At 62.7% G+C, this 13530-nt stretch carries 13 protein-coding genes and 1 tRNA gene; 8 read left to right on the top strand and 6 right to left on the bottom strand.

Annotated elements, in window-relative coordinates; genetic code table 11:
* Positions 1–21 precede the first annotated feature (21 nt).
* From Q1W26_RS00930 to Q1W26_RS00940, 3 genes are all read right to left on the bottom strand, one after another.
* Positions 22–1914 carry a propionate--CoA ligase gene (locus tag Q1W26_RS00930; RefSeq protein WP_300434640.1) on the bottom strand — a complete coding sequence of 631 codons (1893 nt, stop codon included), beginning with the start codon at positions 1912–1914 and terminating at the stop codon, positions 22–24.
* A 66-nt stretch (positions 1915–1980) separates the two neighbouring features.
* Positions 1981–3162 carry a diguanylate cyclase gene (locus Q1W26_RS00935; RefSeq protein ID WP_300434643.1) on the bottom strand — a complete coding sequence of 394 codons (1182 nt, stop codon included), beginning with the start codon at positions 3160–3162 and terminating at the stop codon, positions 1981–1983.
* Between the two features lie 26 nt (positions 3163–3188).
* Complete coding sequence (locus tag Q1W26_RS00940; protein ID WP_300434811.1) at positions 3189–4181, bottom strand: oxidoreductase; 993 nt, start codon at positions 4179–4181, stop codon at positions 3189–3191.
* A gap of 149 nt (positions 4182–4330) precedes the next feature.
* On the opposite strand from Q1W26_RS00940, the gene Q1W26_RS00945 reads away from it, so the two are divergent.
* Entirely contained in the window at positions 4331–5215 is an 885-nt protein-coding gene (locus Q1W26_RS00945) for an HDOD domain-containing protein (RefSeq protein WP_300434645.1), read from the top strand.
* Between the two features lie 9 nt (positions 5216–5224).
* Here Q1W26_RS00945 and Q1W26_RS00950 read toward each other — a convergent pair whose 3' ends face one another.
* Complete coding sequence (locus Q1W26_RS00950) at positions 5225–7150, bottom strand: ATP-binding cassette domain-containing protein (RefSeq protein ID WP_300434647.1); 1926 nt, start codon at positions 7148–7150, stop codon at positions 5225–5227.
* Positions 7151–7363: 213 nt separating this feature from the next.
* On the opposite strand from Q1W26_RS00950, the gene Q1W26_RS00955 reads away from it, so the two are divergent.
* From Q1W26_RS00955 to Q1W26_RS00975, 5 genes are all read left to right on the top strand, one after another.
* Positions 7364–7555 carry a hemin uptake protein HemP gene (locus tag Q1W26_RS00955; RefSeq protein WP_300434649.1) on the top strand — a complete coding sequence of 64 codons (192 nt, stop codon included), beginning with the start codon at positions 7364–7366 and terminating at the stop codon, positions 7553–7555.
* Positions 7552–7713: a hypothetical protein gene (locus tag Q1W26_RS00960; protein ID WP_300434651.1), complete on the top strand. Its 162-nt coding sequence runs from the start codon at positions 7552–7554 to the stop codon at positions 7711–7713. Before Q1W26_RS00955 ends, Q1W26_RS00960 begins: the two co-directional genes overlap by 4 nt.
* Positions 7714–7748: 35 nt before the next feature.
* Positions 7749–7982 carry a (2Fe-2S)-binding protein gene (locus tag Q1W26_RS00965; RefSeq protein WP_300434653.1) on the top strand — a complete coding sequence of 78 codons (234 nt, stop codon included), beginning with the start codon at positions 7749–7751 and terminating at the stop codon, positions 7980–7982.
* Positions 7979–8455: a bacterioferritin gene (bfr, locus tag Q1W26_RS00970; RefSeq protein WP_300434655.1), complete on the top strand. Its 477-nt coding sequence runs from the start codon at positions 7979–7981 to the stop codon at positions 8453–8455. Before Q1W26_RS00965 ends, bfr begins: the two co-directional genes overlap by 4 nt.
* Positions 8456–8535: 80 nt before the next feature.
* Positions 8536–8610, top strand: a tRNA-Arg gene (locus Q1W26_RS00975).
* Positions 8611–8706: 96 nt separating this feature from the next.
* On the opposite strand, the gene Q1W26_RS00980 is transcribed toward Q1W26_RS00975, so the two are convergent.
* Positions 8707–10083 (bottom strand): amidohydrolase, encoded by a 1377-nt coding sequence (locus Q1W26_RS00980; protein WP_300434657.1) that lies wholly within the window; start codon positions 10081–10083, stop codon positions 8707–8709.
* An 83-nt stretch (positions 10084–10166) separates the two neighbouring features.
* Between Q1W26_RS00980 and Q1W26_RS00985 the strand changes: the two genes are divergently transcribed.
* Both Q1W26_RS00985 and Q1W26_RS00990 read left to right on the top strand, forming a co-directional pair.
* Positions 10167–11066, top strand: coding sequence for a LysR family transcriptional regulator (locus Q1W26_RS00985; RefSeq protein WP_300434659.1), 900 nt, complete (start codon positions 10167–10169; stop codon positions 11064–11066).
* 164 nt (positions 11067–11230) lie between these two features.
* Complete coding sequence (locus Q1W26_RS00990; RefSeq protein WP_300434662.1) at positions 11231–12034, top strand: alpha/beta hydrolase; 804 nt, start codon at positions 11231–11233, stop codon at positions 12032–12034.
* A gap of 107 nt (positions 12035–12141) precedes the next feature.
* On the opposite strand, the gene Q1W26_RS00995 is transcribed toward Q1W26_RS00990, so the two are convergent.
* On the bottom strand, positions 12142–13458 hold the full coding sequence (locus tag Q1W26_RS00995) for a citrate transporter (RefSeq protein WP_300434664.1): 1317 nt from the start codon (positions 13456–13458) through the stop codon (positions 12142–12144).
* Positions 13459–13530 lie beyond the last annotated feature (72 nt).

Genomic DNA, 13530 nt, shown 5'->3' on the forward strand with positions numbered 1-13530 from the left:
TAAATTCCGGTGACCGGCAGGTCAGGCGGTTAGCGCGGCCTTGATCTGTTCCAGCGTGGAAGGATCGTCGATGGTGGTGAGATCACCCGGATCACGGCCTTCGGCCAGCGCCTGGATCGAGCGGCGCAGCATCTTGCCGGAGCGCGTCTTGGGCAGGCCGGAGATGAAGTGCACGCGGGCCGGACGCGCAATGGCGCCCAGGCTGCCGTCGACCAATTTCATCACGGCTTTTTCAAGGGCGGCGATCTTTTCGGGGGTATCGACGGAGGCCGGATCCTTCACCACCGCGAAGGCCATGGGCATCTGGCCCTTGAGCGCATCGGCCACGCCAACCACCGCCACTTCGGCGATCGCCGGGTGGGACTGCACGGCTTCCTCGATCTCGCGGGTGCCCAGTCGATGACCGGCTACGTTGATCACGTCGTCGGTACGGCCGAGGATCTTGTAGTAGCCGGCGTCGTCCTTGATGCCCCAGTCGAAGCTGGAATACACCTGCGGTTCCTGGAAGAGCGTGAAGTAGGTGGATACGAAGCGCTTGTCGTCGCCCCAGATGGTGGACAGGCAGCCGGGCGGCAGCGGCGGCACGACGCCGACGATGCCCTTTTCGTTGGCACCGCACTCGCTGCCATCGTCGCGGAACAGGCGCACGTCGAAGCCATACGCCGGAAAGCCCGGCGAGCCGAGTTGCACGGGGTTGTTTTCAACGCCGGGCATCAGCGACAACATGGCCCAGCCGGTTTCGGTCTGCCAGTAGTGGTCGATGACCGGGATGCCCAGCTCGTCCATCATCCACTTGTGGGAGGTTTCGTCCATCGGCTCGCCGGCGCAGTAAAGCGCGCGCAGCTTCGAAAGATCGTATTTCTTGAGGAAGGCCGGATCCTGCTTCTTGAGCACGCGGATGGCGGTCGGCGCGCTGAACATCACGGTGACTTCCTGGTCCTGGCAGATCTTCCACCAGATGCCGGCGTCGGGGCGCAGCGGGGTGCCTTCGTACATCACGGTGGCCATGCCGGCAATCAGCGGGCCGTAGATGATGTAGCTGTGGCCCACCACCCAGCCGATGTCCGACGTGGAGAAGAAGGTTTCGCCCGCATTGCCGCAGTAGATGTGCTTCATGGACGCCGCCAGCGCCACGGCATAGCCGCCGGTGTCGCGCTGCACGCCCTTGGGCTTGCCGGTGGTGCCGGAGGTGTACAGGATGTAACTGGGGTCGGACGATTCGAGCCAGGTAACAGGCACCTGGGCGTCGATGTGTTTGGCGCGCAGGGTGGCGTAATCCTCGTCGCGGCCGGCCACGACGGCCATGTCCTTGTCGAGGCCGCGATTGACCATCAAGACCTTGGCGGGCTTGTGTTCGGCCAGGCCGATTGCCTCGTCGAGCAGATGTTTGTAGGGCACCGGACGGCCGCCGCGCATGCCGGCGTCGGCCGAGACGATGACCGTGGGCTTGGCGTCATCGATGCGGGTGGCCAGCGAGCCGGAGGCAAAGCCGCCGAACACCACCGAGTGGATCGCGCCGATGCGGGCGGAGGCCAGCATCGCAAAGGCGGCCTCAGCGATCATCGGCATGTAGATCAGGACGCGATCGCCCTTTTTAACCCCAAGATCCTGGAAGATGGCCGCCATGCGCATGACTTCGGCGCGCAACTCGGCGAAGGAGTAGATCTTTTCTTCGTTGGTTTCGGTGGAGATGTAGACCAGCGCCTTGCGGTCGGGGTGGGCCTCGGCGTGCCGGTCGACCGCGTTGTAGCAGAGATTGGTTTCGCCGCCGACGAACCATTTGACAAAGGGCGGATTGGAGAAGTCGTAAATCTGCGCGGGTTGCTTGTTCCAGTGGATCAGCTCGGCCTGCTCACCCCAGAAGCCGTTGCGGTCCTCGATGGAGCGCTTGTGAAATTCCTTGTATGACGCCATGTCTTCCTCTCCCATTTTTGAATGTCAAACCACTTTCGGTGATGGCGAGGCGTCATGGCGCCCGCTCTATTCGTTTTTGTGCACTGCAGTCACCAAACCGGTTTCAACGATGCGTGCGAGGGCGGCAAGCGGCAGGCCGGAATGGTATTCGGATTCTATCAACTCCAGCAGTGGCAGGAGGGTTCGGATCGCATCCGGGAGTTGCTTGCGCAGGCCGGCATCGGCGCCGGCGGCGCGCAGTTGCTGCAGGATCTGGTCAATGCTGACCGCGGCCCGCGCCGGCTGGGGCAGCATCTCCGGCGTCAGTTCGCCGTGATCGCCGATGACCCGGCTTCCACCGGCGGCCTGCCCCGCCGCCAGGCGCTGGATGGCGATGCCGATCAGCTCGCTGACCGTTTGCATGCGGCCGGCCTCGGAGGTGGCAAGGCCGATGGTCAGGCGGATGCGGATTCGCTCCTCGCGATAGGTCATCACGATCTGGTCGATGGCTCCGCACAGGCGCATCGCAAAGGTGCCTGCGCCGCTCATGCTGGTACTGGGCGACACCACCGCGAAACGCCCGGTGTTGAGCTCGGCCACCGTGTCTTCCTTGCGAAGACGGGTGGACAGGATCTTGGACAGCTTGCGATTGACCAGCTGGGCCACGTGGGCACCATAGCGGGCAACGAGGGTGTCGAACTGGTCGATGTCGATGACCATCACCGACAGCTCGCCGTTGTGGCGCCGGGCGAGGGAGAGTTCCTGGCTGGCGTGGTAGTGCAGGTAGGACTGGGTGGCGAGGCCCGAGGTCGGGTCGACCGGGCTGGCGGTGGCGAGCGCCGCGCGGCTCTCCTCCAGGTCGCGCTGGGTGCGGGCAAGCTGGGTGAGCGCCTCGAGACGGGCCAGCAGTTCGACGTTGCCGATGCTCTTGGAGATGAAGTCCGTGGCCCCGGCGCTCTTGGCCTTGATCCGGACTTCCGGCTCGTCGTCACCGGATATCACCACCACCGGCAAGGTGCTGATGCGTGACAGCCGGGAGCTGCGAATCCGCTCCAGCAGCCCGTAGCCGTCGAGCTTGGGCATGCCGATATCGGTGATCACGGCCTGGATGGTGGGGTCGACCAGCAGGGTTTGCCAGCCGGCCTCGCCATCGGCCTCTTCGCGAACCTCGAAGCGGCCCCGCACATGCCGGATGATGGAAGCCCGCACCATCCGGGAATCGTCGATGATCAGTACTCGGGGAAGGGTCTGATCGCTTTCATCACTCATGCTGGGGCTCGCTGTAGGGAACGTTCCTATTTAACGGCAATCACCGTGCGCCCCTTGACCCGACCTTCGATGAAGTCGTTAAAAACGCCCGGAAGTTGGGCAAAAGACACCGTTTTTGTCATTGCTGCAAGGTGACGCGGTTTGAGGTCGGTGGCCAGTCGCTGCCACACGCGCGTGCGGGTGGGCTCGCCGATGTAACCCGAATCAACGCCGAGCAAACTCACACCGCGCAGGATGAACGGGAACACGGTGGTGTTGAGCTTGATGCTCTGGGCGTTGCCGATGCTGGCCACGGTGCCGGCCTGTTTCATCGTCGACAGCACCCAGGCGAGGATGTCGCCGCCCACGTTATCCACCGCACCCGCCCACAGGCCCGCATCGAGGGGGCGCGTGGTGGCCGGGTCGATGGTGTCGCGCAGGCGTATCTCTGCGGCACCCAGGCTCTTGAGGTAGCCCTCTTCGTGGGCTTTACCGGTGAGCGCCACCACGTGATAGCCCAGGCCCGCCAGCATGTCGATGGCCAGCCCGCCCACGCCGCCGCTGGCGCCGGTCACGACGACCGAACCATTGGCCGGCGCAAGGCCGTTGTCTTCCATGCGCACGATGCCCAGCGCCGCGGTAAAGCCGGCCGTGCCCAGCGCCATCGCGTCGAACAACGACAGGCCCGCGGGCAACGGCACCACCCAGCCAGCCGGAACACGCGCATATTCGGCGTAGCCGCCGTGGTGGGCGACGCCGATGTCGTAGCTGGTGGCGATGACTTCGTCGCCGGCCTTGAAGCGCGGATCGGCGCTCTCGACCACCGTACCCGACATGTCGATGCCGCCCACGCACGGGAAGCGGCGGATGATCTTGCCGGCGCCGGTCGCAGCCAGCGCATCCTTGTAATTCACGCTTGAATAAGCCACACGGATCAGCACTTCGCCCGCATCGAGCGCGTCGACCGTCATCGACTCCATCGCGGCAGACACCTTGCGATTTTCATCCTGGCGGATAAGGAAGGCCTGGAACGGGGGAATGGCACCGGACATGTTTGTTCTCCTCTTGAAAGGGTGCGCGGCCGCGCCCCTTGTTGTTTGTCTCTTGATTATAGCGGCCACACCGCGCGCGCCCTCAACCCCGGTGCCGCCGCGCCGTAAACGGAGTCACCACCCGCCGGAGGACCACTATGGCCCTGATTACCCATGCTTTCGACAGCCTCGACGCCTACACCGCATTTTTAAACCACGAGTCCATTCCCGTTCTCAAGCACACGGTCAAGGAACTCCAGGCCATGCGCGAGCAGGAGGACAGCATCAACGGCCGTACGGTGGCGGCGCTTGTGCTGAGCGATCCGATGATGACGCTGAAGGTGTTGATGCATATCGAGGCAAACCGGCGCGCGCGCCAGAACCACGACATCACCACCATCGAGCGGGCGGTGATGATGATGGGTATCTCACCCTTCCTGCGGGAGTTTTCCGAACTCCCGACCATCGAGGGCCAGCTCGCAGCCCACCCGCGAGCACTGGTCGGCGTGCTCAAGGTGATCAGCCGGGCTCGCCGCGCCGCCCGCTACGCCCGCGACTGGGCGATCGTGCGTCACGACCTGGACGTGGATGAAGTCACCGTTGCAGCGCTGCTCTCGGAGGCCACCGACATCCTGTGCTGGTGCTTCGCCCCCACCCTTACCCAGCAGGTTTATGAAATGCAGCGGGTCGACCGCAGCCTGCGCTCGACCACGGCCCAGCGTTCGGTTTTCAATTTTTCGGCCAAGGAGCTGCAGCTTGCGCTGGTGCACCACTGGCACCTGCCCGAGCTGCTGATTTCGATGATGGACGAGCGCCAGCTCGGCAACCCACGGGTCAGCACGGTGCAACTGGCCACCAGCCTGGCCCGCCATACGGCCCAGGGCTGGGACAACCCGGCCATCCCCGACGACCTCTCGGCCATCGAAAAACTGCTGCACATCAGCCGCGAAAACCTGCTCCACCGGCTCAACGTCCCTCACGACGCAGCAGCCCTGCTGCTTGCCGCCGGCGGCAACCCCGACGGGGCGCTGCCGGTCGGCTGAAGCGTCCTTTTACTTGCCGGCCGCGCGGGCTTCCAGTTCTTCCCAGCGCAGCATCGCGGCCTCGACTTCCGCCTCGATCGCCTGCAGGCGGGCATTGAACGCGGGCACATCCTGCGACGCATCCTGATAGGTGGCCGGGTCATTCAGCCTGGCCTGGATGACGCCCTGCTCCTCTTCAAGCGCAGCGATGCGATCCGGCAGGGCTTCGAGTTCGCGCTGCTCCTTCCAGCTCAGCTTGGCCGGCTTGACGGCAGCCGGAGCAGGCGCGGCGACCGGCGCCACCTCCTTTTTGGGCGCAGCCGCCGCAGCCTTGCTGGCCGCAACCGCCGCGGCGCCGGCGCTCTTCCGGGCCCGCAGCCAGTCATCGTATCCGCCGGCGTATTCCTTCCAGCCCCCGTCACCTTCGGAGGCGATCACCTGCGTCACCACGTTGTCGAGAAAGGCCCGGTCGTGGCTGACCAGGAAAACCGTGCCGTCGTACTGGGCCAGCAGGTCTTCGAGCAGGTCGAGGGTTTCGATATCCAGGTCGTTGGTCGGCTCGTCGAGCACCAGCACGTTGGCCGGCCGGGCAAACAGGCGGGCCAGCAGCAGGCGGTTGCGCTCGCCCCCCGACAGCGACTTGACCGGCGAACGGGCACGCTGGGGCGAGAACAGGAAATCACCCAGGTAACCGATGATGTGGGTGCGGTGACCGGCGATTTCGACGAAATCCGAGCCCGGGCTGATCACTTCGGTGAGCGGCGCCTCCGGGTCGAGCTGGGCGCGCAGCTGGTCAAAATAGGCCACCGTCTGGCGAGTGCCGCGGCGAATCGTGCCTTCGTCCGCCTCGAGCTCGCCCAGGATCAACTTGAGCAGCGTGGTCTTGCCGGCGCCGTTGGGGCCGATCAGGCCGATGCGGTCGCCGCGCAGGATGCGCGTGGAAAAATCGCGCACGATCGTGCGATCACCAAAGCGCTTGGTCACGTGATCCAGCTCGGCCACCATCTGGCCGCTGCCCTCGCCCCGATCGAGGGCCAGCTTGACGTTGCCAAAGCGGTCACGCCGCGCGCCACGCTCACGGCGCAGGGCTTCGAGTCGCCGCACGCGGCCTTCGTTGCGGGTCCGGCGGGCTTCAACGCCCTTGCGAATCCACACCTCCTCCTGCGCCAGCATCTTGTCAAAGCGCGCGTTGGCTTTCTCCTCGGCATCCAGCTGATCGGCCTTCCTCAGCAGGTATTCGCTGAAACGGCCGGGAAAGCTCGACAACACGCCCCGGTCCAGCTCGACGATGCGCGTTGCCACATGGTCGAGAAACACCCGGTCGTGGGTAATCACCACCACCGCCCCCGGAAAATCCCGGATCAACTCTTCAAGCCACAGGATGCCGTCGATGTCGAGGTGGTTGGTCGGCTCGTCCAGCAGCAGGATCTCAGGCTCGCCAACCAGGGCGCGGGCCAGCGCCACGCGCTTCATGCCGCCGCCCGACAGGCTGCCCACCACCGCGTCACCGGGCAGCTTGATCTGGGCCAGCACCTGCTCGACCTTCTGCTCCAGCCGCCAGGCCTGGGCCTCTTCGACGCGGTGCTGCACATCCTCCAGGCGGGCCAGCGCGGCCTCGCTGTGATCGTCAGCTACCGCCAGCATCGCCGCGTGGTAATCGACCAGCAGTTGCGCCACATCACCCAGGCCGTCGGCCACCGTGGCGTAAACGCTGCGATCGGGCGGAAAGTCAGCCTCCTGCGGCACATAGGCCACGCGGGCACCCGGCTGGCGCCACAGGCGGCCGTCGTCAAGCATTGCCTGGCCAGCCAGCGCCTTCAGCAGGCTCGACTTGCCGCTGCCGTTGCGCCCGATCAGCGACACCCGCTCAGAGGGGTCGAGCTGAAAGGCGGCCTTGTCGAGCAGGGCAACGTGACCAAAGGCAAGGCAGGCATCATCGAGAGTAATCAGCGGCATGGGGCGTGAAGGCAGTCAGGCGGAAAGGGGCGAATTCTACCCCGCCAGACCGCCCAACCGTCGGCAGGCCTGAGATCGCTCAAGCCGACCCGCTGCTTGGCCGCTTGTGTCACCACCAGCGTGACGCCTTCTCTCAATTTTTCATCGAGCGTATTGACGAAGCCCGGGCTTGAATGTTTAATACGAATCACTCTCATTTGCTTTAATTCCTCCGTGACCACCTCCTCTGCTCCGCCCGCCGCGACCCAGCCCAGCGAAGCCCCCGCGCTCCCTTCCGGCCCGTTCGATGCCCCGATCCGGAGCAAGGATCTACTCAAGGATCGCGCCTGTGTCTTCATCGAGCACGAAGGCATGCTTTACGCACTGCGCACCACCCGCGCCGGCAAGCTGATACTGACCAAATGATGACTCCGACCCGCCACACCGCCCTGCCCGGCAACGGGTTTGGCACCCCGCCACAACGCCCCCTGCCCTCCACCGCCGTGGCGGCCGTGCTGATCATCGGGCTGGCCGGAGGCATCGCGGCAATGCTGATGGTGCTCCGGCTTTACCCGCTCAATTAAGCGCCGGCCGCAACAACTGCAAAGGAATCAGGACCATGTACGTTTGCGTTTGCCGTGCAGTCACCGAAAAAGACATCGAATCCGCGGTCGCAGGTGGCGCTCGCCGGCTGCGTGATCTACGCCTAGAATTGGGTGTTACCGAAGAGTGCGGGCGTTGCGCCAAATGCGCCCGACAATGCCTCGCCGCCGCCCTCGACGGAAACAGCCAGCCCGTTCTTCGCCCCAGGCCCGGCCCCGGCCATTTTTCATTGATACAGGAGGCAGCATGAAAGGCGACAAGAAAGTCCTGCAACACCTCAACAAGCAGCTCACCATCGAACTGACCGCCATCAACCAGTATTTTCTGCATGCGCGAATGTACAAAAACTGGGGTCTCGTAAAACTCGGCAAGCATGAGTACGACGAATCCATCGAAGAAATGAAACACGCCGACCTGCTGATCGAGCGCGTGCTCTTTCTCGAAGGCCTGCCCAACCTGCAAAACCTCGACAAGCTGCTCATCGGCGAGAACGTTCCCGAATGCCTGCAGGGCGACCTGAAAGTCGAACAAGGCGGCCACGCCCACCTGAAGGACGCCATCGCCTACTGCGAGTCCGTCCGCGATTACGTCAGCCGCGACATCTTCCAGCACATCCTCGAAGACACCGAGGAACACATCGACTACCTCGAAACCCAGCTCGAACTCGTCGACAAGGTCGGGCTCCAGAACTACCTTCAATCCCAGATGGAAGCCGGCTCCTGACCCAATCTGCGCCCCCCCTGGTCAACGGAGAACAAACAGGCGTGGCGTTTTCCCGCCCTCCCGGGATAGAATGCTGCCCTCTCTCCGTAGTTCAATGGATAGAACGGGCGCCTCCTAAGCGCCAGATACAGGTTCGATTCCTGTCGGGGGGACCAAGATACTGATTCAGGCAGTATCAAGCAGCATCAGAAACACCCGAAAAAGCCCGCAATCGCGGGCTTTTTCGTTTTGGGCGTCCATGCAACGTGGTGTTACGGCTGATTCAGAAAATCCAGCGCGAGCGCAGTCATGGCGCGGGCTCCGACGGATAGCGCGGCCTCGTCGATTTCAAACTTCGGCGAGTGGTTCGGTGCGGCCGTTGCGGTGCCCTTCTTCGGGTCGGTCGAACCGAGGAAGAAAAACACGCCTGGAACCTTCTTCTGGAACTCGGAAAAATCTTCGGACGCACTCAGCTTGGGGGCAACCACGGCCTTGCCGCCGGTGACCTGCTTCATGGTCGGGAGCATCCGGGCGGACAGGTTTTCGTCGTTGACGGTCGTCGAGTAGCCCGGTTTGAGAAACTTCACTTCGGCCTTCGCGCCGCTGGACTGGGCGATCGATTCGGCCGTGACCTGCATGCGCTTCAAAATATCGTCCCGCATGCCATCGTCGAATGCACGCACCGTGCCGAGCAGTTCGACGCTCTCCGGAATGATGTTCTCCCGATTGCCACCGTGAATCGAGCCGATGGAGATGACTGCAGGCTCCTTCGACAGATTGAGCTGACGACTGACGATGGTTTGCAGCCCCATGACGATCTGCGAGGTGCTGACGATCGGATCGATTCCATTCCACGGAAAGCCGCCATGGGTCTGTTTGCCCGTGACCTTCATCGAAAACGTGTCGCCCGAAGCCAGGATCGGCCCTGATCGGTAGCCAATCGTGCCTGTCGGGAAAGCCGGAATCAGGTGCAGGCCGAACACGGCGTCGACTTTCGGATTGTCCAGGACACCCGCATCGACCATGGCCAGCGCGCCAATGTGATCGCCTTCCTTGTGGGACGCCTCGGACGGCCCTTCTTCAGCCGGCTGGAAAATGAACTTCACGGTGCCGTGAACCTGGTCCTTCATTTTGGCAAGCACTTCGGCGGTCGCCATCAGGATCGCGGTATGTCCGTCATGACCGCAAGCATGCATGACGTCCACCTCCTTGCCCATGTGCTTGCCCTTGGCTTTCGAGGCGAACGGAAGATCGACCAGCTCCTTGACGGGCAAGGCGTCCATGTCGGCGCGCAGCGCCACGACCTTGCCGGGCTTTCCGCCCTTGAGCACGCCCAGCACGCCCGTGCCGCCCACGCCCGTTTTCACCTCCAGCCCCAGGCTGCGCAAGTGATCGGCCACCAGTTTGGCGGTGCGGTACTCCTGGTTGGAGAGTTCCGGATGCTGATGAATATCCCGGCGCCAGCCGATCATTCTGCTTTCAACAGTGCGGATGTGGGAGTCGATGTCCAGCAACACGCGCTCGTCGACGGCATGGGCAGACGACATGGCGCCAAGCAGGCTGGCCCCCAAGGCCATCGCCAATTTATTGAATTTCATGATTTGTCTCCTGATTATTATTGGGCGAACAGGCTGGTTCGAGTAGGCCAACGCAGCGCCACGGCGATCATACAAACCGGATTAATATGCGTCCAATGCGAATATTTTTGTATTTCGATTACAAGGTGTAATCAATGAACCTGAACCATCTGCGGCACCTGATTGCGCTGGCGGAGCATCAATCCTTCCGCAAGGCGGCCGATGCACTGTGCCTGACCCAGCCGGCACTGAGCCGAAGCATTCAGGCCCTGGAGCACGAACTCGACGTAAGGCTCATCGACCGGGATGGCAAACGGAACACGCTCACCGCCTACGGCCAGCAAGTCGTCAGTCGCGCCAGGCGCATCGTGTTCGAAGCCCGCGAACTGCAACGCGGCATCACGCTGCTCAAGGACGGTGAGCTCGGCACGATCGGCATCGGGTTCGGCCCCACGCCGGCCTCGATCCTCATGACTCCGTTCCTGATTCAGATGGCAAACCACCATCCGAAAGTCCAGGTCAAGCTTGCGCGCGGCTCCGTGCCCCTGCTCACCCAGTCACTGCGTGATGAAACGGTCGATGTCATCGTTGTCGATCTGCGCGCCCTGAGCGCCGCCGAAGACCTGCGGATCGAAGCCCTGCCTCCCCTTCGAGGCGGGTTCCTGTGCCGGAGTCAGCACCCTTTGCGGGCCTTGGCACGGATTGATCTGGCCGCGCTGCAGCAATACCCGGTGGCATCGATGCCGCTAAGTGACGAGATTGCGCAAAACCTGGTCACCCAATTGGGAATCGAGGCCCGGCCCGCACAGTTGATGACCATAAACAGCGAGGACGTGAACAGCCTTCTTGATGTCGTTGAAGCAACAGATGCGGTATTTTTTGGCATCTTTGCCAGCGCCAGAGCAAGAATTTCCGCTGGCCAGTTGCAGGAAATAAAGGTTCAACCCCACTTCGAACGCGCAGGGCGATACGCCCTGGTCACCCTGGCGAGGCGCAGCGACTCTCCCGCGATGACCCTTTTCCGGAATTTCGCCTTCAGCCACTTTCACGACTGAAGAAAATGATGACTTGCCCCGACCCAGCTTGACGGCGCAAAGACGGTACAGATCAAGGTCGCCCCCAATTGACGTTTACGTAAACGTAATGTCCAATGATGTTTTGAAGGCCATCACCATCTGGTGTCACCGACACACCTGCACGACCAGGACACATCCCGAAAATGACCCACTCCAGCAATCCAGTCACTTCACAAGAAAAATGGATCCAGGGTGCGAACGGCACGCTGTTCGTGCGCATCTGGTCGCCTGAAAGGCCGGGCGCGCAGTCTCCCGTCTTTCTGCTCCACGATTCACTGGGCTGCGTTGAGCTGTGGCGAAACTTTCCTGCCGAACTGTGTGCCCGATCCGGGCGACAGGTGATTGCCTACGACCGGCTCGGCTTTGGGCAATCCGATAGCCATCCAGGAAAACTGGGCGTGGATTTCGTCGCCCGTGAAGCCGAAACCGATTTCGCAGCGCTTCGGCAGCAGCTCGGCATCGACCGCTTCATCGTCTTCGGTCATAGCGTGGGCGGCGGCATGGCGGTCAACTGTGCGGCGAGCTTTGGCGAGGCGTGCGCCGGCCTGATTACCGAATCGGCCCAGGCATTTGTCGAGGACAGAACCATTCAGGGCATTGAAGAAGCGCGGGAGCTATTCAAGGACCCCGCCCAGGTAGACCGCCTGAAGAAGTATCACGGCGAAAAAGCGGAATGGGTGCTGGGTGCCTGGATTGGCTCCTGGCTGAGTCCGGATTTTGCGTCCTGGTCGCTGCTGCCGGTGCTGCCCCGGGTGAAATGCCCCGTGCTGGTTGTCCACGGTATCGATGACGAGTACGGCTCGTCGCGGCACCCCGAACTGATCGGGCAGCTTTCAGGCGGAACGGCCCAGGTCGAGGTCATGGCCGATACGCGGCACGTTCCCCATCGCGAGCGGGAAAGTACGGTCGTTGCCATGGTCGCGGATTTCCTGCAGGGGCTGAACTGAACCTTCTTCACGTATCCCTCTGCCCTGCCCCACCTCGACGTTTGAATCAGACAAAAAAAGAGGCTGCACCTTGCGGGAGCAGCCTCTTTTTACTGAACCCGCAGGGTTCAGTGCGCCGGAGCAGCGCTAACAGCCGGCGGCTCGACCCCGTTTTTGTGGCTGGCATCCGGGTGCCAGCCAAGCGTGAACAGCAGCACCATGAAGCCCACCACGTAGGCCACCGGCACATGCCAGCCGTGCTTGATCCACTGGGCTGCCGACCGGGCTTCCGGATACATATTCGACAACGCCACGCCAGCCGACGAACCGAACCACAGCATCGAGCCACCAAAGCCGACCGCGTAGGCCAGGAAGCCCCAGTCGTAGCCGCCCTGGCGCAAGGCCAGCGCGGTAAGCGGAATATTGTCGAAAACCGCCGAGATGAAGCCCAGCGCCAGTGCCGAAACCCATGATGCCGGCGGCAACTTGTCCACCGGCATCATCGAGGCGCACAGCACCAGCGAAAGCAGAAAGACCGAGCCCTTGATGGCTTCCGGCATCAGCTCCCAGTCGTGGCGGCGTACCGGAATAGTCAGGATGAGCGCCACCCACACCGCGACGCCAATGAACGGAAAGTGTTCGGCAAGCTCCGGGAACTTCACGTTGATGGTGACATTGGTGCCCACCGCAAACACCAGCATGGTGCCCACGATGAAGATGCGCCCCCAGTCGATGTGAGTGTGCTGGTGCACGTGCTTGATGATGGGCGAATAGGCGTGCTGCTGCCTGGCGGCAAAATAGGCGACGATCACCAGCGCCACGACGGCCGCCACGTAGGCGTCTAGGACGATCAGCGGGCTGATGCCATCGATCCACATCATGGTGGTGGTGGTGTCGCCCACCACCGAGCCGGAACCGCCGGCGTTCGAGGCCGCCACGATGGCGGCAAGGTAGCCGATGTGCACCCTGGCCCGGAACAGCTGGTGAGCCATCGCGCCACCGATAAGGGCGGCGGCGATATTGTCGAGAAAGCTCGAGATGATGAAGACCATCACCAGCATCATGAAACCGCCCTTCCAGTCGGCGGGCAAAAACTTCGGCAAAATCACCGGCACGTGGCTCTTTTCAAAATGCCGGGCAAGCAGCGCAAAACCGGTGAGCAGGCAGAAAAGATTGACGATCGTCACCCATTCATGGCCCAGGTGGCCAACGAAGCCGGCAAGGCCGGCGCCGGTCTTGAAACCGGTAACCCATATTTTGTAGGCGCTGATCGTGAAGAGGCCGGTCAGAGCAACATTCAGCGTGGCATGGTGAAACAGCGCGACGCCGAGCAGGGTCAGGGCAAAGAGGATGAATTCGACGGGAATGCCGCCGACAGACGGCAGATCGCCCGCGGCAAAAGCCGACAGGGGTAACAGCAAAAGCAACAACAACACGCGATGCATGGGATCTCCACGGGGGTACATCAGGCCAGCCGTACCTCATGGAGATCCCGACCGGCCCGACAGCTGGATCAA

The sequence above is a fragment of the Zoogloea sp. genome, assembly GCF_030157465.1.
Taxonomy (GTDB): Bacteria; Pseudomonadota; Gammaproteobacteria; order Burkholderiales; family Rhodocyclaceae; genus Zoogloea.